At 70.8% G+C, this 24646-nt stretch carries 17 protein-coding genes; 14 read left to right on the forward strand and 3 right to left on the reverse strand.

Annotated features, from left to right (window positions below):
* Window positions 1-37: 37 nt before the first annotated feature.
* Window positions 38-1321 (forward strand): metal-dependent hydrolase family protein, encoded by a 1284-nt coding sequence (locus FQY83_RS16775; RefSeq protein ID WP_146389266.1) that lies wholly within the window; start codon window positions 38-40, stop codon window positions 1319-1321.
* Window positions 1318-1569, forward strand: a complete 252-nt coding sequence (locus FQY83_RS16780) for a SemiSWEET transporter (protein WP_146389268.1) — start codon at window positions 1318-1320, stop codon at window positions 1567-1569. Before FQY83_RS16775 ends, FQY83_RS16780 begins: the two co-directional genes overlap by 4 nt.
* A 147-nt stretch (window positions 1570-1716) precedes the next feature.
* Here FQY83_RS16780 and FQY83_RS16785 read toward each other — a convergent pair whose 3' ends face one another.
* Window positions 1717-2913 (reverse strand): winged helix-turn-helix domain-containing protein, encoded by a 1197-nt coding sequence (locus tag FQY83_RS16785; RefSeq protein ID WP_202878210.1) that lies wholly within the window; start codon window positions 2911-2913, stop codon window positions 1717-1719.
* A gap of 145 nt (window positions 2914-3058) precedes the next feature.
* Between FQY83_RS16785 and trxA the strand changes: the two genes are divergently transcribed.
* The 6 genes from trxA (at window position 3059) to FQY83_RS16815 (ending at window position 10419) form a co-directional block, all read left to right on the forward strand.
* The gene (gene trxA / locus FQY83_RS16790) at window positions 3059-3928 is read left to right on the forward strand and encodes a thioredoxin (RefSeq protein WP_146389272.1); all 870 of its coding nucleotides are present in this window, start codon (window positions 3059-3061) and stop codon (window positions 3926-3928) included.
* A 249-nt stretch (window positions 3929-4177) separates the two neighbouring features.
* Window positions 4178-4624, forward strand: coding sequence for a DUF4442 domain-containing protein (locus FQY83_RS16795; protein WP_146389274.1), 447 nt, complete (start codon window positions 4178-4180; stop codon window positions 4622-4624).
* A gap of 95 nt (window positions 4625-4719) precedes the next feature.
* On the forward strand, window positions 4720-6777 hold the full coding sequence (locus FQY83_RS16800) for a bifunctional serine/threonine-protein kinase/formylglycine-generating enzyme family protein (RefSeq protein ID WP_146389276.1): 2058 nt from the start codon (window positions 4720-4722) through the stop codon (window positions 6775-6777).
* 254 nt (window positions 6778-7031) lie between these two features.
* Window positions 7032-7718, forward strand: a complete 687-nt coding sequence (locus tag FQY83_RS16805; RefSeq protein ID WP_146389279.1) for a DUF502 domain-containing protein — start codon at window positions 7032-7034, stop codon at window positions 7716-7718.
* Window positions 7715-8488, forward strand: coding sequence for a queuosine precursor transporter (locus tag FQY83_RS16810; RefSeq protein WP_146389281.1), 774 nt, complete (start codon window positions 7715-7717; stop codon window positions 8486-8488). The genes FQY83_RS16805 and FQY83_RS16810 overlap by 4 nt, the downstream gene beginning before the upstream one ends.
* 122 nt (window positions 8489-8610) lie before the next feature.
* Window positions 8611-10419 carry a DUF885 domain-containing protein gene (locus FQY83_RS16815; RefSeq protein WP_146389283.1) on the forward strand — a complete coding sequence of 603 codons (1809 nt, stop codon included), beginning with the start codon at window positions 8611-8613 and terminating at the stop codon, window positions 10417-10419.
* A gap of 212 nt (window positions 10420-10631) precedes the next feature.
* Here the strand turns inward: FQY83_RS16815 and FQY83_RS16820 are convergent, their stop codons facing one another.
* Window positions 10632-11996 (reverse strand): DEAD/DEAH box helicase, encoded by a 1365-nt coding sequence (locus FQY83_RS16820; RefSeq protein WP_146389285.1) that lies wholly within the window; start codon window positions 11994-11996, stop codon window positions 10632-10634.
* A gap of 370 nt (window positions 11997-12366) precedes the next feature.
* Between FQY83_RS16820 and FQY83_RS16825 the strand changes: the two genes are divergently transcribed.
* From FQY83_RS16825 to FQY83_RS16840, 4 genes are all read left to right on the forward strand, one after another.
* Window positions 12367-14067 carry a FecR domain-containing protein gene (locus FQY83_RS16825; protein WP_158636546.1) on the forward strand — a complete coding sequence of 567 codons (1701 nt, stop codon included), beginning with the start codon at window positions 12367-12369 and terminating at the stop codon, window positions 14065-14067.
* Window positions 14064-15743 carry a CHASE2 domain-containing protein gene (locus tag FQY83_RS16830; RefSeq protein WP_158636547.1) on the forward strand — a complete coding sequence of 560 codons (1680 nt, stop codon included), beginning with the start codon at window positions 14064-14066 and terminating at the stop codon, window positions 15741-15743. Before FQY83_RS16825 ends, FQY83_RS16830 begins: the two co-directional genes overlap by 4 nt.
* A 294-nt stretch (window positions 15744-16037) precedes the next feature.
* Window positions 16038-16406 (forward strand): hypothetical protein, encoded by a 369-nt coding sequence (locus FQY83_RS16835; RefSeq protein ID WP_146389291.1) that lies wholly within the window; start codon window positions 16038-16040, stop codon window positions 16404-16406.
* 4 nt (window positions 16407-16410) lie between these two features.
* The gene (locus tag FQY83_RS16840) at window positions 16411-18288 is read left to right on the forward strand and encodes a monovalent cation:proton antiporter-2 (CPA2) family protein (protein ID WP_146389293.1); all 1878 of its coding nucleotides are present in this window, start codon (window positions 16411-16413) and stop codon (window positions 18286-18288) included.
* A 209-nt stretch (window positions 18289-18497) separates the two neighbouring features.
* Here FQY83_RS16840 and FQY83_RS16845 read toward each other — a convergent pair whose 3' ends face one another.
* Window positions 18498-19871 carry an MBL fold metallo-hydrolase RNA specificity domain-containing protein gene (locus FQY83_RS16845; RefSeq protein WP_146389295.1) on the reverse strand — a complete coding sequence of 458 codons (1374 nt, stop codon included), beginning with the start codon at window positions 19869-19871 and terminating at the stop codon, window positions 18498-18500.
* Between the two features lie 74 nt (window positions 19872-19945).
* Here FQY83_RS16845 and FQY83_RS16850 point away from each other — a divergent pair, with 74 nt between their 5' ends.
* The gene (locus tag FQY83_RS16850) at window positions 19946-22150 is read left to right on the forward strand and encodes a M13 family metallopeptidase (RefSeq protein ID WP_425478675.1); all 2205 of its coding nucleotides are present in this window, start codon (window positions 19946-19948) and stop codon (window positions 22148-22150) included.
* 428 nt (window positions 22151-22578) lie between these two features.
* On the forward strand, window positions 22579-24591 hold the full coding sequence (locus FQY83_RS16855; RefSeq protein ID WP_146389297.1) for a M13 family metallopeptidase: 2013 nt from the start codon (window positions 22579-22581) through the stop codon (window positions 24589-24591).
* Window positions 24592-24646: the final 55 nt, after the last annotated feature.

Raw genomic sequence — 24646 nt, forward strand, 5'->3', positions numbered from 1 at the left:
CTACCATGCCCGCCTCGCCGCCCGGAACGCCTGTCCCATGCGCCAGACCGCCGCCCTGCTGCTCGCCTGCACCGCCCTGCCCGCCTTCGCCGCCGATCCCGTCGCGCTGCACTGCGAACGCCTGTTCGACGCGCGCAGCGGCAAGGTGCTGGGCGAGCACACCATCGTGGTCGAGGACGGCCGCATCCGTTCGGTGCTGCCGGGCCGCGCCAAACTGCCCGACGGCACCGCCTCGATCGTGCTCGACGGGCGCACCTGCCTGCCCGGCTGGACCGACCTGCACGTGCACCTGGGCAGCCAGTCCAGCCCGCAGAGCTATTCCGAGGGCTTCCGCCTCGATCCGGTCGACTACGCCTTCCGCGCGGTCGGCTACGCGGAGAAGACGCTGCAGGCCGGCTTCACCAGCGTGCGCGACCTCGGCGGCGACGTCAGCCCGCACCTGCGCGACGCGATCCACCAGGGCCTGGTCGACGGCCCGCGCATCTTCGCCGCGGGCAAGTCGATCGCCACCACCGGCGGCCACGCCGATCCCAGCAACGGCCTCAACGACCGGCTCTCGCACCTGGTCGGCCCGCCCGGCCCGACCGAGGGCGTGATCAACTCCGTCGACGACGCGCGCCAGGCCGTGCGCCAGCGCTACAAGGACGGCAGCGACGTGATCAAGATCACCGCCACCGGCGGCGTGCTGAGCTACGCGAAATCCGGCGACGCGCCGCAGTTCACCGTCGACGAGATCAAGGCCATCGTCGACACCGCGAAGGACTACGGCTACACCGTCGCCGCGCACGCGCACGGCACCGAGGGCATGAAGCGCGCGGTGCTCGCCGGCGTGACCAGCATCGAGCACGGCACGCAGATGAGCGACGAGGTGATGCGGCTGATGAAGCAGCACGGCACCTGGTACGTGCCGACGATCTACGCCGGGCGCTTCGTCGCCGACAAGGCGAAGATCGACGGCTACTTCCCCGAGATCGTGCGGCCCAAGGCCGCGCGCATCGGCGCCCAGATCCAGGACACCGCCGCGCGCGCGTACAAGGCGGGCGTGAAGATCGCCTTCGGCACCGACCAGGGCGTCGGCCCGCACGGCGACAACGCGCGCGAGTTCCTGTACATGGTCGAGGCCGGCATTCCCGCCGCCTACGCGCTGCAGGCGGCGACGATCCATGCCGCGAGCGTGCTCGGCGTCGACGACCAGGGCGTGATCGAGGCAGGAAAGCGCGCCGACATCATCGCGCTGCCGGGCGATCCGGTCGCCGACATCAACGCCGTGCTGGGCGTCGACTTCGTGATGAAGGACGGCAAGGTCCACAGGTCGCCATGAACCTCGAATGGCTCGGCTACGTGGCGGCCACGCTGACCACGCTGGCGTTCGTGCCGCAGGCGCTGAAGACGATCCGCAGCCGCGACACCCGCGGCATCTCGCTGGGGATGTACGTGGTATTCACCGTCGGCATCGTGTTCTGGTTCGGCTACGGCCTCGTGCTCGGTTCCTGGCCGATGATCGTGTCCAATGCCATCACCTTCGTGCTGGCGGTGACGATCCTGGCGCTGAAGGTCAGGCACGGCTGACGCATGTCCCTCCTTGACGCATTCCTGGCTCTTGCCGTCATCCCCGCGAAGGCGGGGATCCAGTGTCTTTCGCGTCAAAGTCAAAATGGATCCCCGCGTTCGCGGGGATGACGGCATCTGGACCGCATCGGCGCCGATGCGGGTCCGTCAACCGGCCAGGCGCACCGCCGCACGCAGTGCGGAGGCCAATCCCCCGCGACGCTCCACGCGGATGTCCGACAGCCCCAGCCATCCGGCCAGCGCACGCAGCTCCGCGGCAAGCGCAGGCGCGGTTTCGGCGGGGGCCTGCGCCTCGGCGTGCGCGCTCCTGACCACCAGGACGCCGGCCTTGCGGTCCGCCTTGAGGTCCACGCGCGCGACCAGGCGGTCGCCGAGCAGGAACGGCAGCACGTAGTAGCCGTGCCTGCGCTTGTGTTCGGGCACGTAGATTTCGATGCGGTAGTGGAAACCGAACAGGCGCTCGGTGCGCTCGCGTTCCCAGACCACCGGATCGAAGGGGCTGAGCAGGGCGCGCGCGTCGATCCGCCGCGGCAGCCGCGCGTCGCGGTGCAGGTAGGCCGGCCGCGGCCAGCCCTCGACGGCGGCGGGCAGCAGTTCGCCGGCCTCGACCAGCGCGGCGAGCGCCGGCCGGCTGTGGTCGTGGTGCATGCGGTAGTAGTCGCGCAGACAGGCCTCGGTGGCGATGCCGTGCGAGATCGCCGCGCGCCGGACCAGTTCGATGTGCGCCTGCGCATCGGTCGGCGCCGGCTGCGCGAGCACGTGCGCCGGGATCACCCGCTCGGGCAGGTCGTACAGCCGCTCGAAGGCGGCGTTGCGTCCGGCGATCGCGAGTTCGCCGGTGAAGAACAGGTACTCCAGCGCCTTCTTCGTGTCCGACCAGTTCCAGCCCCAGTGGGTCTTCGCCCGCGGCAGGCCGTCGTCGAGATCGCGCGGCGTCGACGCACCGCGCTCGCGCACTTCCGCCAGCAGCGCGTCCACCAGCTTCGGGTTGTGGCGCATGATCGTCCATGCGTGCCCGCGCTCGCGGTAGTGCCGCATGCGGTGGCCCATGTACGGCCACAGTTCGACCGGCATGAACGCCGCGACGTGCGCCCAGTATTCGACCATCCTGCGCGGCGCCTGTTCCGACGCGCGCGCCAGCAGGCCGGTGTCGTAGGGCCCCATGCGGCTGAACAGCGGCATGTAGTGCGCGCGCTGCAGCACGTTCACCGAGTCGATCTGCAGCACGCCGGTGCGCGCCATGGTGCGCGAGAAGGTGCGCAGCGTCGGCGTCGCGTGGCGGCGGTCGCCGAACCCCTGCGCCGCGAGCGCGATGCGGCGGGCCTGCGCGAGGGAAAGCTTCACGGTCACGGATCGTCCTTCGGTCTGGCTGCAGCGCATTGTCCGGGCGTCGGCCAGGCATGCAATCGCCGTGGCGCAGCGGCACGGCCCGAAGGTTGATTCCCGCATCTCTGACACAATGTCAGGGGTCTGCAACAGGAACCCGCGCATGTCCGCCGATACCGCCAACGCCCACGTCTTCGATGCCACCACCGCCGGTTTCGAGGCCGACGTCCTGCAGAAATCGCTGCAGGTGCCGGTGCTGGTCGATTTCTGGGCCGAGTGGTGCGGGCCGTGCAAGACGCTGGGGCCGATCCTCGAGAAGGTCGCCGCCGAGCATCACGGCGCGTTCGAGCTGGCCAAGGTCGATACCGAGGCCGAGCCGCAGATCGCCGCCGCATTCCAGATCCGCTCGATTCCGACCGTGTTCCTGGTCAAGGGCGGGCAGATCGTCGACGGCTTCCAGGGCGCGCTGCCCGAGGGCCAGGTGCGCGAGTTCCTCAAGCACCACGGTATCGAGCCGGCCGAACCCGCCGAAGAAGCGCCCGCCGGGGAGGCCGCGCCGCTCGATCCGCAGGCCGAGGTCGCGCGCCTGCGCCAGGCCGTCGAGGCCGAACCGGACAAGGACGAACTCAAACTCGACCTCGCCCTCGCGCTGCTGCAGACCGGTGGCGCGACCGAGGCCGAGACGCTGCTCGACGCCCTGCCCGCCAACCTGTCCACCGACGACCGCGCGGTGAAGGCGCGCGCGCGGCTGGGCTTCTCCGCCCTGCTCCAGGACGCGCCACCGCCGGAAGCGCTGGAGGCGGCGATCGCCGCGGATCCGTCCGACCTGCGCGCGCGCCACCTGCTGGGCGCGCAGCGGCTGGTGGCCGGCCGCAGCGAGGCGGCGCTGGAGCAGTTCATCGAAATGCTGCGGCAGGGCCGCGACTACGAGGACGGCCTGCCGAAGAAGGCCCTGATCGACGCCTTCCGCGTCATCGACGACGCCGAACTGGTCGGGCGCTACCGCAGGAAGATGTCCGCACTGCTGTTCTGAGAGCCTGCTCAAAGCCTCCACGACGGCCCGTGCTGGCTCGTCATCCCGGCGAAAGCCGGGATCCAGCTTTGGCCTCCAGAAATCAGGACTGCCGCCGAACGGAAGGCTGGATCCCGGCTTTCGCCGGGATGACGAGCGGGTTTCGGGACTTTGAACAGGCTCTGCGGCCGCGGCACCCGGAGTCTTCGGCCGACAAGACCGTACCAATGCGTATGGTAGGCTTCGAGACCCCACCCGAACCCGAGCCGCATGTCCCCCGCCGCCCTGCGCTGGATCTTCAACCTGTGGCCACCGTTCGCCTTCGCCGGCATCCACGTCACCGCCCTGTCGCACGACTGGCGCCACGCGCGCGTCGAACTGCGCATGCGCCCCTGGAACCGCAACTACGTCGGCACCCACTTCGGCGGCAGCCTGTTCGCGATGACCGATCCGTTCTGGATGATCCTGGTCAAGGAGCGCCTGGGCCGCGGCTACATCGTCTGGGACCGGGCCGCGGAGATCGAATTCGTGAAGCCCGGCAAGGGTACGGTCGTCGCCGGCTTCGAGCTCGACGACGCCACGCTCGAAGCGATCCGCGCGCAGGCTGCCAGCGGCGACAAGGTCCTGCACTGGTTCGACACCGCCATCACCGACCGCGCCGGCGACGTGGTCGCGCGCGTGCGCAAGCAGGTCTACGTGCGCCGCAAGCGCGCCTGAGCGGCGCCGGTTTCGCGTTCTCCCCGGAAAGCAACGTCGTTCACCCGGACCGCAGCCGGGCGTGTGTATGCTCGACCGCGGAAACAGGGGGCTGCATGACAGGCTGGTCGACCGAGGGCGCACGCGGACCGCTGCCGGAGATTCCCGGCTACCGGCTGTCGCGCGTGGTCGGCGAAGGCGGCATGTCCACGGTCTACCTCGGCACCCAGCTGTCGCTGGGGCGAGAGGTCGCGATCAAGGTGATGCGGCCCGAGGCGCTGGCCGACGAGGTCAGCCGCCGCCGCTTCGAGAACGAGGCGCGCACGATCGCGCGGCTCGAGCATCCGCACATCGTCGGCATCTACGAGGTCGGCCGCACCGCCGACGGCCTGCCCTGGTACGCGATGCCGCACCTGCCGCGCGGGCACGTCGGCCAGCGCGACCTCAGCCGCGACCCGCAGCGCCTGCGCGAGATCCTGCGCGCGCTGCTGTCCGCCCTCGCGTTCGCGCATGCGCGCGGCGTGGTCCATCGCGACGTCAAGGCCGAGAACGTCCTGTTCGACGAAGCCGACCGGCCGCTGCTGGCGGACTTCGGCATCGCCCTGCGCCGCGGCCACGGCACGCGGGTGACGATGACCGGGCTGGCCGTCGGCAGCACCGCCTACATGGCGCCGGAGCAGGCGCGCGGGCAGCAGGTCGACCATCGCGCCGACCTCTACAGCGTCGGCGTGCTGGCCTGGGAAATGCTGACCGGGGAACTGCCGTACAAGGCCGACGACGCGCTGGCGATGGCGATCCAGCACACGCAGAACCCGATCCCGAAGCTGCCGACGGAACTGCGCCACTGGCAGCGCTTCATGGACCGGGCGATGGCGAAGTCGCCGCGCAAGCGCTTCCACGACGCGCAGCAGATGCTGCAGGCGCTGGACGAGGTGCCGCTGTCGGGCCGCAGCCGCGGCGCGTGGCTCGGGCGGCTCGCCGACCGCGCCGCCGGCGGCCTGCGGCGGATGCCGAGGCTGGCCTGGGTTCCGCTTGCGCTGCTGTGCGCGGCGGCGCTGGGATGGGGCGTGCGCTGGTCGCCTTCGGCGCAGGAGGCCGGCCCCGCCACGGCGGCCGCCGATCCGGCCACGCCGGTGACGCCGTCCGCCGCGGCCGCGCCCGGCGCGCCCGACGCTTCGACGGTCGATGCCGATCCTGCCCCTGCCATGCACGGCGCCGCCCCGCTGTCGACGGCGGACCGGCTGCTCGAACGCATGCGCGAACGGCTCGAGGCCGGGCGCCTGGCCGCGCCCGCAGGCAACAGCGCCAGCGACAGCTTCGTCGCCGCCTGGCGCGCCGATCGCGCGCACCCGCAGCTGCCGGAAGCCGCCACGGACCTGCTCGACGCATTGGGCAACGCCGCCACGCAGTCGATCGGCAAGGGCCGCGACGCGGACACGGCGGTGCTGCTGCGCGCGGCGAACCGCCTGCAGGACGACACCGACGCAGTGCCCGCCGCCGCGCATGCTGCCTACCGCGACCGGATCGGCAAGGCCCTGGTCGCGCGCGCGACGGCCGCCGCCGGCAGCGTCGACCGCGACGCCGCGATGCGCGCGGTCGAGCACGCGCGCCTGGCCGGCCTGCCCGCCGCGGCGATCGAACGCCTGCGCGCGCAGGCCGCGCGGATTCCCGACCTGCGCGGCCGCGACGCCGGCAACCTCGAGGGCATGCTGGTGCTGGAGGGCGGCGCGCGCCCGCTGGCCGCATTCGCACGGCCGGTCAGCCGCGCCGACTATGCGCGCTTCGCCGAAGTCAACGGCCGTCCCGCCGCGCTGTGCCGCGAACGCATCTCGCTGCTGCGCGTGCTGTCGCCGCGCGACTGGCAGGCGCCGGGCTTCGAGCAGTCCGACGGCGACCCGGTGGTGTGCGTGTCGTGGCAGGACGCGGAAGCCTACGCGCAGTGGCTCGGCCGCCGCGACGGGCAGCGCTACCGGCTTGCGACCGCGGCCGAAGCCGCGCGCCTGCCCGCCGCCCGCGGCGAGCGCGTCGTCTCCGAGTGGCGCACGGACTGCGCCTCGGACTGCCGCCACCGCGCGGCCACCGGCGCGAGCTGGCGCACGGACAACGCCTCGCGTTCGCTCGATCCGGCGCGCGGCTACGACGACGTGGGCTTCCGGCTCGTGCGCGAGCTGTAGGACCTCCGGCAAACGGACCGATATCACCCCTGACTCGGCGCCCACCGCCATCGCCGCGGCAACGTTGGCGCATCCGCAAGACGCTTGGCAACGATCCTCGAAGACGTCATCCCGGCGAACGCCGGGATCCATCTTGATCCTGCTTTTCGTTTTCAGGAGCAAAGACCAACCGCAAAATGGATCCCGGCATTCGCCGGGACGACGTCTTCGAGGATTCCCGCCCCAGGATCGCGAACAGGCTCTAAGATCGCCGCATGCCCACATCCCCCTCCCTCGCGCAGCGCCTGCAGCGCCTGTTCCTCACCGGATTGCTGACCCTGCTGCCGATCTGGCTGACCTGGGTCGTGGTCAAGTTCGTGTTCGTGCTGCTGTCGGACATCAGCCGGCCGTGGGTCGGCCCGCTGGCGGCGCAGATCGCGGCGTGGTTCCCGGATACGCTGGGCTGGATCAACGCCGACTCGGTGCAGGCGACGATCGCGATGGTGGCGACGCTGGTGCTGATCCTTGCGGTCGGCTGGCTGGCGCGCCGCGTGTTCGGCCAGCGCATCCTCGGCTGGATCGAGGCGCTGGTGCAGCGCATCCCGCTGGCGAACATCATCTATTCCAGCGCGCGCAAGCTGCTCGACATCCTGCAGACCAAACCCGACGGCACCCAGCGCGTGGTGTTGATCGACTTCCCGCACAGCCAGATGAAGTCGGTCGGCTTCGTCACCCGCGTGATCCGCGAACAGGGCAGCGGCCGCGAACTCGCCGCGGTCTACGTGCCGACCACGCCCAACCCGACCTCGGGCTACCTCGAGATCGTGCCGGTGGAGAAGATCACGCCCACCGACTGGACCGTCGACCAGGCGATGAGCTTCATCATCAGCGGCGGCGCGGTGGCCCCGGAGACGATTCCGTTCGATCCCCCCGACCGGCCGGCGGCACCGCAGGGCGCGTGAACGCATCTCCGCTCGACGATCGCGCGACCCGCCTGTTCATCGCGCTGGCGGCGTTCTTCTGCGTCAATGCGGTGCTGGCCGAGTTCATCGGCGTCAAGATCTTCGCGCTCGAGGACACGCTCGGCGTCGCGCCGCTGGAATGGAACCTGTTCGGGCAGACCGGATCGCTGAGCTTCACCGCCGGCACCCTGCTGTGGCCGGTGGTGTTCGTGTTCACCGACGTCATCAACGAGTACTTCGGCCGCCGCGGGGTGAAGATGATCTCGTGGATCGCGGTCGCGCTGATCGTGTACGGCTTCGTGTTCGCCTTCGTCGCGATCGCGCTGGCGCCCGCCGGCTGGTGGGTGGATGCGGCGCAGGCGCAGGGCGTGCCGGACTACCAGGCGGCGTTCGCGGCGATCTTCGGCCAGGGCATGTGGACCATCGCCGGGTCGGTGGTCGCCTTCCTCGTCGGCCAGCTGATCGACGTGCACGTGTTCCACCGCATCCGCCGCGCCACCGGCGAACGCATGGTGTGGCTGCGCGCGACCGGCTCGACCGCGGTGTCGCAGCTGGTCGACAGCTTCGTGGTGATCTGGATCGCGTTCGTGCTCGGCCCGCAGCAGTGGCCGACGTCGCTGTTCCTCGCGGTGAGCAGCGTCAACTACGTCTGGAAGATGGCGGCGGCGGTGGCCTTGATCCCGCTGCTGTACCTGATGCGCCGGAGCATCGCCGCCTACCTCGGGCCGGCGCGCGCGCGGGAATTGCGCGAACTGGCCGCGCGTGACTAGGGCCTTGGGGGAATGGCCGTCCGGGAGCGTCGCGGCGGATTGCCCCCGACGATGACCTTCGACGCATGGCGAACGCCCCCGGGCCGGGCCATGCTGTGCGCCTTTTCCCGACAGGCACCGCCATGACGCCCCGCCCCCTGTTCCTCGCCATCGCCCTTGCAGCCGCGCTCGCGGGCTGCAGCCGCAGCGCGCCCGAAGCCACGCCGCAGGCCGCTGCACAACACGCCGAGGACAAGGCCGCGCAGTTGAACGCGCTGTACGCCGAGCACTGGGAGGAGTTCCTCAGGCTCAACCCGATCCAGGCCACCTTCCAGGGCGACCACCGCTACGACGACCAGTTGCCCGACTTCGGCTCGAAGCAGTTCCGCGAGCAGCAGCATGCGTTCGTCACGCGCTGGCTCGACCGCGTCAAGGCGATCGGCAGCGACGGCCTCGCAGGCCAGGACCTGCTCAGCTACGAGATCTTCGTGCGCAACGGCGAGATGGCGCTGTTGGACGAACGGTTCCCCTCGTGGATGGTGCCGGTGAACCAGATGGGCAGCATCGCCAGCTACGCGGTGCTGCTGGGGTCGGGCACCAGCGCGCAGCCGTTCAAGACGGTCAAGGACTACGACAACTGGCTGGCGCGCGCCAACCGCCTGCCGGTGCTGATCGACACCGAGATCGCCAACATGCGCGAAGGCATCGCCGCCGGCGTGGTGCAGCCGCGGGTGGTGATGGAGAAGGTGCTGCCGCAGCTGGACGCGATCATCGCCGACAAGCCCGAGGACAGCCAGTTCTGGGGGCCGATCGCCAACATGCCGGCGGACTTCCCCGCGCAGGACAAGGCGCGCCTGACCGAGGCCTATCGCAAGCTGATCGCGGAGGGCCTGATGCCGGCGCTCAAGCGCGAGCATGCGTTCATCGCCGACGAATACCTTCCGAAGACGCGCGACGCCGTCGGCCTGGCCGCGCTGCCCGATGGCGAGGCCTGGTACGCGTTCAACGCCCGCAACTCCACCACGACGGCGCTTTCGCCCGCGCAGATCCACCAGATCGGCCTCGACGAGGTCGCGCGCATCCACGGCGAGATGCGCAAGGTGATGGCCGAGGTGAAGTTCGAAGGCTCGCTGCAGGACTTCTTCAGGTTCATGCAGAACGACAGGCAGTTCGAGTTCAAGTCGGAGGACGCGCTGCTCGAGCACTACCGCGCGCTGGAAGCGAAGGTCATGGCCGGCGTGCCGGCGCTGTTCTCGCTGACGCCCAAGGCCGGCTTCGAGATCCGCCCGATCGAGGCCTTCCGCGCGCAGTCGGCGGCGGGCGGCGAATACATGTCGCCGAGCGAGGACGGCTCGCGCCCGGGCATCTTCTACGTCAACACCTACGACCTGCCCACGCGCAAGACCTGGGACGCCGAGGACCTGTTCCTGCACGAGGCGATCCCCGGCCACCACTTCCAGCTCGCGCTGCAGCAGGAACTGACCGAACTGCCCCCGTTCCGCCGCTTCGGCGGCGAGACCGCCTTCATCGAGGGCTGGGGTCTGTATGCCGAGGGGCTGGGCAAGGACCTCGGCGTCTACACCGACCCGTACTCGTACTTCGGCCGCCTGCAGGGCGAACTGTGGCGCGCGGTGCGGCTGGTCGTCGACACCGGCCTGCACAGCAAGGGCTGGACCCGGCAGCAGGTACTCGACTACATGTTCGAGAACTCCTCGGTCAGCGAACCCGACGCGATCGCCGAGGCCGAACGCTACATCGCCTGGCCGGGCCAGGCGCTGGCGTACAAGATCGGCGAACTCAAGATCAAGGAACTGCGTGCGCGCGCCGAGGAAACGCTCGGCGACAGGTTCGACATCCGCGAATTCCACGCCGAAGTGCTCAAGGACGGCTCGGTGCCGCTCGACATCCTCGAGCAGAAGATCGATCGCTGGATCGCGTCGAAGCAGTCCTGAAGCTGCGAGCGGGGCCCGCACCGCTCCATGCAAGGAGGAAGGGCCGGCGAAGGCGGCCCCCGTATCAAGTACGGGGCAGGCTCTACGTGGCCGACGCCTTGCCCACCGATGGCCGGGCGTCGGGGGCGTAGCCCCGACCTACGGACTCCATGCAAGGAAGGGCCGGCGAATGCCGACCCTTCCTCATCAGCCCGTCAGCGCGTCGCCGACACTCAGGCGCGATTGCCGCGGCGCTCGCCGGGCTTGCCGCCGCGGCCGGGCTTGGCGCCGGTGTGGGCATGCGCATGCGCGCCGCGATCCTGCGGCTTGCCGTGCGCGCGGTGCGCGGGCTTGCGCGGCGGGCGCTGGCCGCCGGCCGGCTTCTGCCCACCCGGGCGCGGGCCGCCGCCGCGACGGCCCGGTTGGTTGGCGTCGAGCCGGATCTGCCGCGAGGGTTCGAAGCCGGCCACGGTTTCCATCGCGATGTCGGCCTTGAGCATGCGCTGGATGTCGCGCAGCAGCCCGCCCTCCTCCGGCGACACCAGCGACAGCGCCTCGCCCTGCGCGCCGTTGCGGCCGGTGCGGCCGATGCGGTGCACGTAGTCCTCGGCGACCATCGGCAGGTCGTGGTTGATCACCAGCGGCAGGTTCGGGATGTCGAGGCCGCGCGCGGCGACGTCGGTGGCGACGAGGATGCGCGCCTTGCCCGACTTGAACATGTCCAGCGCCTTCTGCCGCTGCGCCTGGCTCTTGTTGCCGTGGATGGCGACCGACTTCAGCCCCGCCTTCTCCAGCTGTTCGGCGAGGCGGTTGCAGCCGTGCTTGGTCTTGCCGAACACCAGCACCCGGTCGGTGTGGCGCGTGGCGAGGATGTCGACCAGCAGGTCGCGCTTGCGCGAAGCGTCGACCGGATGCACGCGGTGCACGATGGTCTCGGCGATGGTGTTCTGCGCCGCCACCTGCACTTCGCTCGGGTTGTCCAGCATCTCCATCGCCAGCGCGCGGATACGCGGCTCGAACGTGGCCGAGAACAGCATCGTCTGGCGCTGCTTCGGCACGCGCGCGAGCACGCGCTTGATCGACGGCGCGAAGCCCATGTCGAGCATGCGGTCGGCTTCGTCGAGCACCAGCAGTTCCACCGCGTCGAGCTTGGCGTGGCCGGAATCGAGGTGGTCGAGCAGCCGGCCCGGGCAGGCGACGAGGATGTCGACGCCGCGGCGCAGGTTGTCGATCTGCGGCTGCATGCCGACGCCGCCGAAGATCATGGTCACGTTTAGGCGCAGGTGGCGGCCGTAGGCCTTGAGGCTGTCGCTGACCTGCACCGCCAGTTCGCGGGTGGGCACCAGCACCAGCGCGCGCGGCTTGCGCGGGCCCTTGGCCGGGGTTTCCTTCGCGAGCTTCTGCAGCAGCGGCAGGCCGAACGCGGCGGTCTTGCCGGTGCCGGTCTGCGCGGCGCCGAGGATGTCGCGGCCGGACAGCGCCGGGGGGATCGCCTGCGCCTGGATCGGCGTGGGCGTGGTGTAGTTGGATTCGGACAGCGCGCGCAGCAGTGCCGGCGAAAGGCCAAGCCCTTCGAAAGGCGTGGTTTCAAACGTCATGGATCTCACTCCGTGGCAGCCGCGGCGCACCGTGCCGTGCAGCCGCAGGGCGGGCATGGGCATCGAAACACCTTCGACTGGCTTGCCCGGAACCATCCAGAACCGCGTTGCGGGCAATGTGTTGGCGGCTGCCGGAGGTTCCGGTGCCGTGTCTGCGCGACGAAAGACGTGCGGGAGAGGACGCCGCGGGGAAGTCCCCGGGCCGGCCTGCCAGGATCGTGGCTGCGTTGGACGCAGCGGGCAGCCGTGTTGCAAACGCCGCCATTGTAGCGGTCGCGGGCGCGTGGCGCCAGCCGCCGGCGGGCGCGAAGACATGATCCTCTACACTTCGGCCCCGGGGGAAGGGCGGTTCCAGGGAGAGGCGGACAGGATGGCAAGGGCGGCAGCGCAGGCGCGCATTCGACGACGCGCATCCGGGCAGGGACGATGGGCGCGGGCGACGGCCTGCCTGGCCCTGCTGGTGCTGCTCGCCGGCCTGTCCCCGGCGCTCGCCGACGGCGCGGACTGGCACTACCGGGTCCGCCCCGGCGAAACGGTCTGGGACCTCGCCCGCGCCTACCTGCGCGACGACGTGCCCTGGCAGCGGCTGCAGGAGCGCAACGACATCGCCGATCCGCAGCGGCTCACGCCCGGCACCCGCATGGCGTTCCCGGTCGACTGGCTGCGCGTGCGCCCGGCCAAGGCGCGCGTGGTCGCGGTCGAGGGCGAGGCCAGCGCCAGCCGCCGCGGCGATTTTTCCGATGCGCGCCCGGTCGCGGCCGAGATGCTGCTCGACGCCGGCGCCGCGCTGCGCACCGCGCCCGGCGCCAGCCTCACCCTCGGCTTCGCCGACGGCTCGCAACTGCAGCTGCAGGGCGACAGCGAGCTGCACCTGGACCGCCTGCGCGCGTACGGGCGCACCGGCATGGTCGATACCCGCCTGCGACTGCCGCGCGGGCGGGCCACCAGCCACACCGCGCGCAGCCGCGGCCCGGCGTCGCGCTTCATCGTCGAGACGCCGGGGCTGATGTCGAGCGTGCGCGGCACCGCGTTCCGCATGGCCAGCGGGGACGGCGGGCGCAGCCGCTCGGAAGTGGTCGAGGGCCGCGTCGACGTCAGCGGCGGCGGGCGCCAGGTGCTGGTCGCCGCCGGGCGCGGCACGATCGGCGGCGACGGCGGCGCACCGATCGCGCCGGTGCCGCTGCTCGCCGCGCCCGACCTGGGGCAGTGGCCCGAACGCCTCGACCGCCTGTCCACGCCGCTGTCGTGGCCGCCGATCGACGCGGCGCGCGGCTACCGGCTGCAGCTCAGCGCGCACCAGGACTTCCGCACCCTGCTGCAGGAAAGCGTGGTCGAACAGCCGCAGGCGACGCTGCGCGCCGGCGTCGAGGGCCGCGTGTTCGCCCGCGTGCGCGCGATCGACGGCCACGGCCTGGAAGGCCTGGATGCGGTGCGCGCGATCGAGATCGCCGCGCAGCCGGCACCGCCGTTCGTGGTCGCGCCGGTGGACGGCGGATCGGTCGCGGGGCCGCGTCCGCGCTTGCGCTGGACCGCTTCGGCCGGCGCCGCCGGCTACCGGCTGCAGGTCGCGCGCACGGCGGACTTCGCCGAGCCGCTGCTGTCGGAAACCGGCCTGCGCGGCAGCGCCTACCGCGCGCCGGTCGACCTGCCCGACGGCGAATACTTCTGGCGCGTCGGCGCGACCGATGCACAGGGCCGCGACGGCCCCGACGGCGACGCGGTGCGCTTCACCCTGCGTCCGGCCGAAGCCGGCCCCGAACTCGGCGCCGACGCCCGCAACGGCGCGCTGCAGGTCGGCTGGCGCGCCAGCGGCGAGGACGGCCAGCGCTATCGCTTCCAGGCCTCGCGCAAGGCCGACTTCGCCACGATCGAAGTCGATCGCGAGGTCGAGGGCAATGCCATCACCCTGCCCGACCTGCGCAGCGGCACCTGGCACCTGCGCGTGCAGCCGCTCGACGACGACGGCTACGCGCATCCCTTCGGCCCGACCCAGACGATCAGGCTCGGCTGCCTGCCCTGCCGGCTGCTGGCGGGCGCGGGCGGCGCGGCCCTGCTGCTGCTCGCGCTGTGAGGCTGCGCCCCGCCCTGCTGCGCGAGCTGGCCCTGAAGTCGCTCGTCGGCCTGTGCGCCGCCACCGCTGTCGCGGCGCTGGTGGCCACCGCGCTGACCTGGCGCGTCGACGCCTGGCTCTACGACCGCCTGCTGACGCTCGACCCGCCGCCGGCCGACGATGCCATCGTGATGGTGGTGGTCGACGACGCCAGCCTGTCCGCGCTCGGGCGCTGGCCGTGGTCGCGCGGCGTGCACGCGCAGCTGGTGCGGCAGCTGGACGCGGCCGGCGCGCGCGGCATCGGCTTCGACGTGCTGTTCTCCGAAGCCGATGACAACGATCCCGCGGGCGACGCCGCGCTGGCCGAGGCGGTGCGCCGCAGCGGCAGGGTGGCGCTGCCGATGCTGGCCGAAGCCTCGCCGCCGGACGGCACCCTGATCGAAGTGCTGCCGATGGCGGCGCTGATCGACGCCTCCGCGGCGCTGGGCCACGTCGAGGTCGACGTCGACGGAGACGGCGTCGCTCGCAGCACCTACCTGTACGCGGGCCTGGGGTCGGCGCACTGGCCGTCGCTGGCGCTGGCGCTGCGCAACCTGCATGCGCCGACCCGCCACAGCGCGTCCCTGCCGGGCCAGCGCAATCGCGAGAGCACCGAGCAGCCCTCGCCCTACCTGTGGAACCGCGACTACCGCATCCTCGTCCCCTACGTCGATCGCCCGGCGTTCCAGCGGGTGTCGTACGTCGACGTGCTGCGCGGCGCGGTTCCGGCGCAGCTGCTGCACGACCGCTGGATCCTGGTCGGCGTCACCGCGGCGGGCATCGGCCGCGACGTGCTCGCGCCCGGCCGCGGCCGCGAGCAGTCGATCAGCGGCGTCGAGTACCACGCCAACGTCCTCAACACGCTGCTGCTCGACCGCGCCATCACGCCGCTCGCCTCCGCGCGGCAGCTGCTGCTGGGCATTGCGCTCGCGCTGCTGCCGCTGCTGCTGTATCGCCCGCACCACGCCTGGCGCGGAGCATCGCTGGCGATCGCCGCGTCGGCCCTGCTGACGCTCGCCGCCAGCGCCCTGCTGCTCGCGCAGGCGCGGCTGTGGTTCGCGCCGACCGCGACCCTGGCGGTGCTCGCGGCCGGTGGCCTGCTCTGGCTGCTGCTGCGCCTGCGCCGCTCGCAGCGCCTGGCGAAATCGGACGGACTGACCCGGCTCGGCAACCGGCACCTGTTCGACCTGACCCTCGAGCGCGAGCTCGCCTCCGCGCACCGCGCCAACCGGCCGGTGTCGCTGCTGCTGGTCGATGTCGACAACTTCAAGCGCTACAACGACGCCGAGGGTCATCAGGCCGGCGACGAGGTGCTGCGCGTGGTCGGCGACAGCCTGCTGGGCCGGGCGCGCCGCCCGCGCGACCTCGCCGCACGCTACGGCGGCGACGAACTCGCGCTGGTCCTGCCCGAATGCCCGGCCAGCGCCGCCACGGCGATCGCGCAGTCGGTCCTCGACGACGTGCGCGCGCTGCGCATCCCGCACCCGGACTCGGACGTGGCCCCCTTCGTCACACTGAGCATCGGCGTGGCGACCTACTACCCGATCCTCGAATCGCACGACATCGACCTGATCAAGCGCGCCGACGCCGCGCTCTACCGCGCCAAGCGCGAGGGCCGCAACCGCGTGCACTGCTCGTCCAGCGCACGGGCCGGGTAGGCCTCGTTTTCCCGTGGACTCGCCTTCAGCGAGTCCCCAGAACTGTCATTTCGACCGCAGGGAGAAATCTCGTCTCCGGCGCAGGGAAAGAAGATTTCTCCCTGCGGTCGAAATGACAGTTCCTGGAGATGTCCTTCAGGCGCAATACCTTTGGTCCGCGGTTCGTGATTCGAAGAAGGGTCGCGGCCGAAGCCGCTCCTGCGAAGGCCGGCCTGTGCGGCAGCGGTGGGGCGAGGGTGGCAGCCGCGCCGGCGCTGTGACACTCTTCGTGCGATTCCCCCAAGCGAGCGCCGCATGTCCTTCCGTCCGTCGCCCACCAGCCCCGGAATCACCCTCGCGCGCCTGCTGCTGGCGAGCGTCTTCGTCGTCATGGGCGCCTGGCGCCTGTGGCGCGCCTGGCAGGGCGTGCCGACCAGCGGCGCCACGCTGAGCTTCAGCGCGGCCGAACTGGTGCTCGGCCTGCTGGTGGCCTACGGCTGGAAGCTGCGCGCGACCGCGCTGCTGGCGGCGGCGCTGATGGCGGTGGACGCGATCCTGTCGCACGCGTTCTGGTCGCTGCCGGAGCCGGCGCGCAGCGCGCAGCTGCTGCATTTCATGAAGAACGCGAACATCGTCGGCGGCTTCCTGCTGCTGGCGCTGACCGCGCCCGCGCGCAGGCGCTGACGCCATGGCCGCCGAAGCCGACCCGGGCACCCTGCTCAAGGCGGTCGCGCTGCTCGGCGCGGCGGTGGTCGCGGTGCCGCTGTTCCGCAAGCTCGGGCTCGGCTCGGTGCTGGGCTACCTCGCCGCGGGACTGGTGATCGGGCCGTTCGGCCTGGGCTGGTTCTCCAACCCGCAGTCGATCCTGCACTTCGCCGAACTGGGCGTGGTGATGTTCCTGTTCGTGGTCGGGCTGGAGATGCGGCCCTCGCACCTGTGGAGCCTGCGCCGGCAGATCTTCGGCCTCGGCGCGCTGCAGATCGGCCTGTGCACGCTGGCGCTGACCGGCGTCGGCCTGGCGTTCGGCTTTTCACTGCCGGTGGCGTTCATCGGCGGCGCCGGCTTCGTGCTGACCTCGACCGCGATCGTGATGCAGCTGCTCGGCGAACGCGGCGACATCGCCCTGCCGCGCGGCCAGCGCATGGTCTCGATCCTGCTGTTCGAGGACCTGCTGATCGTGCCGCTGCTGGCGCTGGTGGCCTTCATGTCGCACGCGCCGGTCGATCCCGACGCGCCGCCGCGGCTGGTGAGCTTCGGCATCGCCGTGGCCTCGCTTGCCGGCCTGATCGTCGCCGGCCTGTACCTGCTCAACCCGCTGTTCCGGATCCTCGCCGCGGCCAAGGCGCGCGAGGTGATGACCGCGGCCGCGCTGCTGGTGGTGCTCGGCGCCTCGGTGTTGATGGAGATGGGCGGGCTGTCGATGGCGATGGGTGCGTTCCTGGCCGGCGTGCTGCTGTCCGAATCGACGTTCCGCCACCAGATCGAGGCCGACATCGAGCCGTTCCGCGGCATCCTGCTGGGCCTGTTCTTCGTCGCCGTGGGCATGTCGCTCGACCTGGCGGTGGTGCGCGAGAACTGGCAGCTGATCGCGCTGGCGGTGCCGGCGATGATGCTGGCCAAGGGCGCGTGCATCTATCTCGTCGCGCGCCTGCTGCGCAGCAGCCACGGCGACGCGCTCGATCGCACCGCGCTGATGGCGCAGGGCGGCGAGTTCGCGTTCGTGCTGTATTCGGCGGCCGAAACCGCCGGCATCATCGACGGCGAGGTCAACGACAACCTGACCGCGATCGTGGTGCTGTCGATGGTGCTCACGCCGCTGGTGGTGCTGGCCACGCGCCGGCTGGTGCCGAAGGACAAGCCGTCGCTCGAAGGCGTCGAGGCGGTCGCGGATCAGACCGGCAGCGTGCTGATCATCGGCTTCGGCCGCTTCGGCCAGGTGATGAGCCAGTCGCTGCTCGCGCGTGACGTCGACGTGACCATCATCGACACCGACATCGAGATGATCCAGAGCGCGGCGACGTTCGGCTTCAAGGTCTACTACGGCGACGGCGGCCGCCTCGACGTGCTGCACGCCTCCGGTGCGGGGACCGCGCGCGCGATCGCGGTCTGCATCGACAACCGCGCCACCGCCGACCGCATCGTCGAGCTGGCGGGTCATCACTTCCCGCAGGCGAAGCTGCTGGTGCGCTCCTTCGATCGCGAGCATTCGCTGAAGCTGGTCAACGCCGGCGTCGACTTCCAGATCCGCGAGACCTTCGAATCCGCGGTGTCCTTCGGCGAGGCCGCGCTGCGCGCCATCGGCGTACCGGAGGACGAAGCCGCACAGATCGCCGGGCAGGTCCGGCGGCTGGATGCCGAGCGTTTCGGCCTCGAGATCGCCAGCAACGACACCAGCGCCGGCATCCCGCTGATCCTCAAGAACACCGGCGCCGATCCCGGCAACGTGCCGAAGCCGACGCCGTTCACCGCGCCCAGGCGCGAGGGCCGGCGGCTCGACGAGGATGGCCCAGATGCCGGCGACGCAGGGGCGACGGCGCCTGGTGCCGGATCATCGGCGACCGAATAACCAGTTCCGCGACGCCGAGCTTTTTTGGGTTCTTCTCCCGAATGAGGGAACAACCCGGGAAAAACCCCCTGTCATTTCGACCGCAGGGAGAAATCTCCTATCCGGCGAGAGGAAAGCAGATTTCTCCCTGCGGTCGAAATGACAAGGTTTTTTTCTGCCGTCGTCCCGGCTTTCGCCGGGATGACGGCAAGAAAGCGCTTCCGCGCGGACTACGCCTCCACCACCATCCCCGGTCGCGCCAGCCGCACGTCGGCACCGAAGCGCTCGCCCAGCTCGCCGGCCAGCGCCTCGCGCGCCCTGTCCTCGCCGTGCACCAGCACCAGCGGCGGCCGCGATCCGAAGCCCTCGTACCACGCGATCAGCCCGCGCTGGTCGGTATGCGCCGACAGCCCGCCGACGGTGTGGATGCGTGCGCCGACGCGATGGTCGTGGCCGTGGATGCGCACCCATTTCGCGCCGTCCACCAGCCGCCGCCCCAGCGTGCCCTCGGACTGGTAGCCGACGAACACCACGTGGGTATTGCGGCGGTCGATGCCGTGGCGGAAGTGGTGCAGGATGCGGCCGCCGTTGGCCATGCCGCTGCCGGCGATCACGATCGCGCCGTTCTCGATGCGGTTGATCGCGATCGATTCCTCGGTCGATTCGGTGATGTGCAGGTTCGGCAGGGTGAACGGGGTCGGCTTGCCCTTCCACACCTCGCGCGCGTCGGCGTCGAACAGGTCGCGGTGGCGGTCGTAGATCGCCACCACCTTCGCCGCCATCGGGCTGTCGAGGAAGATGCGCCAGCGCGACAGGCCCCACTCGTCCCAGTATTTCGCGAACCAGTACAGCAGCTCCTGCGAACGCCCGACCGCGAACGCGGGGATCAGCACCTTGCCGCGGTCGTTCCAGGCCTGTTCCAGGATCTGGCCGAACTCGTGGATGGTGTCGAGGCGGTCGCGGTGGTTGCGGTCGCCGTAGGTCGATTCCATCAGCACCAGGTCGGCTTCGCGGACCGGCGCCGGGTCGCGCAGGATCGGCGTACCGGTGGGGCCGAGGTCGCCGGAGAAGACGAGCTTGCGGTCGTCGGCCCACAGCTCCACGATCGAGGAGCCGAGGATGTGGCCGGCGTCGCGGAAGGCGATCTCCACGCCCGGCAGGATCTGCGTGCGCGCGTCGTAGGGCAGCGGCTGGAGCAGGTCGAGCACGTCGTGCACGTCGTCCTTCGTGAACAGCGGCATCGCCTCGGGCTCGCCGGCGCGGCGCTTGCGGTTCTCGCGCTCGGCGTCGTTCTCCGCCAGCGAGGCGGCGTCGAGCAGCATCACCGGCAGCAGGTCGGCGCCGGCCTGCTGGATGAAGATCGGGCCCTTGAAGCCCTGCCAGACCAGTCGCGGGATTCGGCCGATGTGGTCGATGTGCGCATGGCTGACCACCAGCGCGTCCAAGGTCGCCGGATCGAACGGGAACGGTTCGAAGTTGCGCGCTTCGGCCTCGCGGCCGCCCTGGATCATGCCGCAGTCGAGCAGCACGCGCCGGCCGGCCGCCTCGACCAGGTGCATCGATCCGGTGACCTCGCCCGCCGCGCCGTGGAAATGCACCCGCATCGCCGTCTCCCTCGCCAAACCGCTGATTCTGCACGCATTCGCGGCAAGGGGTGAACGCCGACGCCGGCCTCGCCATGACCTTCGACACCTTCGGCGCCGGGATGCGCAGGCGTACAGTGCCGCGCAGCCGGCCCCGGCGGGTTTCCGTCGTCGCCGTTCCATCGACAACGGAGACACCCGTGAGCAACACCGCACCCAGACTGCTTCTGCTTTCCGCCGCCGTGGCCCTGGCCGTCTCGGCCTGCGCGCGCGACGCCGCGCCCGCGGCCGACACCGCGCCCGCCGCCGCTGCCACGAAGGCCTACACCCTCGACGAGAGCAAGCTGCCGCCGTTCAACCAGTTCCGGGCCGGCGACCTCGACGCCACCAGGAACGCCTGCACCGATTTCGCCGGCTACGCCAACGCCAAGTTCCTCGCCGCCAACCCGATCCCGGGCGATCGCGTCAGCTGGGGCGCGTTCGAAATGCTCGGCGAGCGCTCCAGCGCCGTGCAGCAGCAGCTCGCCGAACAGGCCGCGGCCGATGCCAACGCCGCCGGCGTGGGCAAGCTGGTCGGCGACTTCTGGGCCACGGGCATGGACGAGGCCAAGGTCAACGCGCAGGGCATCGAACCGCTGCAGGACGAACTGGCCGCGATCGACGCGCTGGCCGACAGCGCCGGCATCGTCGCCTGGCTGCAGCAGACCGCGGCCAAGGGACAGGGCTTCCTGATCGGCATCGGCGCGATGCCCGACTTCAAGGACTCGACGATGAACATCGCCGCGACCGGCCAGGGCGGCCTCGGCCTGCCCGACACCACCTATTACACCGACGACCGGCACGCGGCGATCCGCGACGAATACGTCAAGCACGTCGCCAGGGTGCTTGAACTGTCCGGCGTCGCCGCCGACGCGGCCGCGGCGCAGGCCCGCGACGTGATGGCGTTCGAGACGCGGCTGGCGAAGGTGTCGAAGTCGCGCGCGGAGTTCTCGCGCAACGTCGAGCTGTACTACAACCCGATGAGCGTCGCCGACGCCGACGCGCTGACCCCGGCGTTCTCGTGGACGAAGTTCTTCGAATCTCAGGGCATCGCCCAGCCGAAGACGTTCTCGGTCTCGGTCCCCGACTACTTCAAGGAAGTCGACAAGATGCTGTCCGACGTGCCGGTCGAGCAGTGGAAGAGCTACCTGCGCTTCCACGTCGTCGACGGCGCCTCGCCCTACCTGTCCGACGCCTTCGCGCAGCAGAACTACGCCTTCTACGGCAAGGTGCTCAGCGGCCAGCAGGAAATCAAGCCGCGCTGGAAGCGCGTGCTCGACAGCATCAACGGCAACGTCGGCGAGGCGATGGGCCAGCTCTACGTCCAGGTCGCGTTCCCGCCGGAGTCGAAGGCGAAGATGGAGACGCTGATCGGCAACCTCAGCGACGCGCTCAAGATCCGCATCGAGCACCTGGAGTGGATGAGCCCGGAGACCAAGGCCAAGGCGCTGGAGAAATGGGCCACGTTCGAGCCGCGCGTCGGCTATCCGGACAAGTGGCGCGACTGGAGCGGCCTGTCGAGCGGCCGCGACAGTTACCTGGACAACGTGCAGGCGGCGAACGCGTTCAACTACAAGTGGGACATCTCCAAGATCGGCCAGCCGGTCGACAAGAGCGAATGGGGCATGACCCCGCAGACGGTGAACGCCTCCTACAACCCGCTGGCCAACCAGCTGACCTTCCCGGCCGCGATCCTGCAGCCGCCGTTCTTCGACCCGAACGCCACCGACGAGCTGAACTACGGCGGCATCGGCGCGGTGATCGGCCACGAGATGACCCACGGCTACGACGACCAGGGCGCGAAGTTCGGCCCCGGCGGCAACATGGAGGACTGGTGGACCAAGGCCGACGCCGACGGCTTCGCCGCGCGCACCGGCAAGCTGGTGGCCCAGTTCGACGACTACAAGACCGCCGACGGCCGCAACCTCAACGGCTCGCACACGTTGGGCGAGAACATCGCCGACCTCGGCGGCCTCGCCACCGCCTACGACGCCATGAAGAAGGCCACCGAAGGCACGCCCGACCCGATGACCGACGGCCTGACCCGCGACCAGCGCTTCTTCCTGAACTGGGCGACGGTGTGGCGCCGCAACTTCACGCCGGAAGAGCTCAGCAAGCGCCTGGTCACCGACGAGCACGCGCTGGCCGAGTTCCGCGCGATCGGCGCGCCGTCGAACCTGCCGGCCTTCGCCGCCGCGTTCGACTGCAAGCCGGGCGATGCGATGGTGCGCGACGGCGAGAGGCAGGTCGTGATCTGGTAACACGCGATCGGCGATCGGCAGGACGGAAGGCCCGGCGTTTGCCGGGCCTTTTTTCTGGATGCTTCGACGGCTTGAGTGGCAAACGCCCGGTGGCCGATGATCCGGTCCGGGGCGGATCGTCGACGCCGACCCCCTCCGGCAGTTATGCGTCCAGCGCATTCCCGTCGCCCCTGCTCCTGTCCGTACACCTGTCATTTCGACCGCAGGGAGAAATCTTCTTTCCGCGCGCCGGACATGAGATTTCTCCCTGCGGTCGAAATGACAGGATTCTCCGCAGATTTGCCCCCGGCCCTCCCCCGCAGGCGGGGAGGGGCGGGGTGGGCGCAGCCTTCACGGCAATCCCTGAACGGCGACGCCCATCGCCCCGGCGCAATGCAGCAGCTTGGTAGAATCCGCCGCTTCCGCCATCAAGACCCCGGACACGCTCGATGCCGATCCAGAAGCCGCTCGTCGCCGCCCTCGCCGCCAGCCTCGCCCTCGTCCTGGCCGCCTCCGACGCCGACGCCCAGCGCCGCGCCGCGAAGAAACCCACCACCCCCGCGATCACGGCCTGCAGCGACTTCTACGGCTTCGTCAACAAGGACTGGCTGACGGCAAACACCGTCGTCAGCGGCACCGGCGCGGTGTCGGCGCTGGGCCAGCTGCAGCAGCGCGCCCTGCTGCAGCAGCGTTCCCTGCTCGACGACGCGGTGCTGAACCCGCAGAACGACGTGCAGAAGCTGCTCGGCGACTTCTGGGCCAGCGGCCTGGACGAGGCCGCGGTCGAGCGCGACGGCGCGCAGCCGATCGCCTCGCTGGTCTCGCGCATCAACGCCATCAAGCGCAGCAAGGACGTCGCGCCCTCGATCGCGGCGCTGCACCAGGTCGGCATCCCGGTGGTGTTCAACTTCACCGCCGACCTCGACCTGGCCGACCTCACCCGCCACGTCGGCTACTTCTCGCAGGGCGGGCTCGGCCTGCCGGACCCGGCCTACTACACCCGCGAGGACGCCGACACCCGCGCCCTGCTCGGCCGCTACACCGAGTACGTGGAGAAGATCCTGCAGCTGACCGGCACCGCGCCCGACCAGCTCAAGGCCGACATGCAGCAGGTGATCGACCTGGAGACACGCATCGCCCGCGCCTCCAAGCCGATCACCTCGCTGCGTGATCCGCGCGAGAACTACGCGCTGGTGCCGGTCGCCGGCTTCGCCAAGCAGTTCCGGCAACTGCAGCTGGCCGACTTCCTGCAGGCGCAGGGCGTCAGCGACGACAGCGTGTCGATGGCGAACCAGGACTACTTCACCCAGGTCGACGCCCTCGTGCGCACGCTCAAGCCGGCGCAATGGAAGGTCTACCTGCGCTACCAGATCGGCCGGGCGATGGCGCCGTACCTGTCCAAGGACTTCCGCGACGCCGACTTCCAGTTCAACGGCCGAGTGCTGCGCGGACAGTCCGCGCCGCCGATCCGCGACGTGCAGGTGCTCGACGCGATCAACCGCGCCGCCGGCCCGATGCTGGCGCGCGAGTACGTCGCGCGCTACCTGCCGGCCACCACGCGCTCGCGCGCGGACACCATCGCCGGCGAGGTGCGCACCGCGCTTGGCCGTGCCGTCGACCGCAACAGCTGGATGTCCGACGCGGCCCGCGCCGAGGCCAGGGCCAAGCTCGAAAAGCTCACCATCGAGATCGGCGCGCCGGCGCGCGACCTCGACTACACCGTGCAGCCGATGGGCCGCACCAGCTTCGGCAGCAACATGCTGATCGCCTCGACCTGGCACCACCGCGAGGAGATGCGCCGCATCGGCCGCGGCAACGCCGACCGTCGCTGGGACGTGCTGCCGCAGCAGCCGGCGCTGGCCTACGACCTCGCCCACAACCGCCTGATCGTCTCGGCCGCCGCGCTGCAGGCGCCGGTGCTGGACATGGAGCAGGACACCGCGGCGCAGTACGGCAGCTTCGGCGCCCTGGTCGGCCACGAACTCAGCCGCGCCGTCGACACCCGGGGCCGGCTGGTGGACGCCGCCGGCGCCGTGCGCACGTGGTGGACGCCGCAAGACGAGTCGGCCTTCAATGCGCGCGCCGGCCAGCTCGCCGTGCAGTACTCGGCCTACGACTATCCGGCCGCGACCGGGCTCAAGGTCAACGGCACGCTGACCCGCGACGAGAACGTCGCCGACCTCGCGGCGGTGGAGCTGGCCTTCGACGCACTGTCGACGGCGCAGCCGGAGCTGGACAACGCGACCCGCGAGTCGTTCTTCCGGTCATGGGCCGCGCTGTGGCGCGAGCAGCTGTCGCCGGAGACAGCGACCCAGGCCGCGTCGACCAGCGTGCAGGCGCCGGGCCAGTGGCGCGCCAACGGCCCGCTGGTCAACCAGCCCGCGTTCGCCGAGACCTTCAAGTGCAAGGCCGGCAACGCGATGCTGCGCAAGGCCGAGGAGCAGGTCTCGATCTGGCGCTAGGGCATTTTCGACCCGGATGTTGACGTTTCCGTCGTCCCCGCGAAGGCGGGGATCC

Origin of the sequence: Luteimonas marina (assembly GCF_007859325.1) — a bacterium.
Classification (GTDB): domain Bacteria; phylum Pseudomonadota; class Gammaproteobacteria; order Xanthomonadales; family Xanthomonadaceae; genus Luteimonas; species Luteimonas marina.

Coding starts and splice junctions, on each gene's coding strand:
- FQY83_RS16775 (WP_146389266.1), top strand. CDS start 38: ATGCGCCAGACCGCCGCCCTGCTGCTCGCCTGCACCGCCCTGCCCGCC.
- FQY83_RS16780 (WP_146389268.1), top strand. CDS start 1,318: ATGAACCTCGAATGGCTCGGCTACGTGGCGGCCACGCTGACCACGCTG.
- trxA (WP_146389272.1), top strand. CDS start 3,059: ATGTCCGCCGATACCGCCAACGCCCACGTCTTCGATGCCACCACCGCC.
- FQY83_RS16795 (WP_146389274.1), top strand. CDS start 4,178: ATGTCCCCCGCCGCCCTGCGCTGGATCTTCAACCTGTGGCCACCGTTC.
- FQY83_RS16800 (WP_146389276.1), top strand. CDS start 4,720: ATGACAGGCTGGTCGACCGAGGGCGCACGCGGACCGCTGCCGGAGATT.
- FQY83_RS16805 (WP_146389279.1), top strand. CDS start 7,032: ATGCCCACATCCCCCTCCCTCGCGCAGCGCCTGCAGCGCCTGTTCCTC.
- FQY83_RS16815 (WP_146389283.1), top strand. CDS start 8,611: ATGACGCCCCGCCCCCTGTTCCTCGCCATCGCCCTTGCAGCCGCGCTC.
- FQY83_RS16820 (WP_146389285.1), bottom strand. CDS start 11,996: ATGACGTTTGAAACCACGCCTTTCGAAGGGCTTGGCCTTTCGCCGGCA.
- FQY83_RS16825 (WP_158636546.1), top strand. CDS start 12,367: ATGGCAAGGGCGGCAGCGCAGGCGCGCATTCGACGACGCGCATCCGGG.
- FQY83_RS16835 (WP_146389291.1), top strand. CDS start 16,038: ATGTCCTTCCGTCCGTCGCCCACCAGCCCCGGAATCACCCTCGCGCGC.
- FQY83_RS16840 (WP_146389293.1), top strand. CDS start 16,411: ATGGCCGCCGAAGCCGACCCGGGCACCCTGCTCAAGGCGGTCGCGCTG.
- FQY83_RS16845 (WP_146389295.1), bottom strand. CDS start 19,871: ATGCGGGTGCATTTCCACGGCGCGGCGGGCGAGGTCACCGGATCGATG.
- FQY83_RS16850 (WP_425478675.1), top strand. CDS start 19,946: ATGACCTTCGACACCTTCGGCGCCGGGATGCGCAGGCGTACAGTGCCG.
- FQY83_RS16855 (WP_146389297.1), top strand. CDS start 22,579: ATGCCGATCCAGAAGCCGCTCGTCGCCGCCCTCGCCGCCAGCCTCGCC.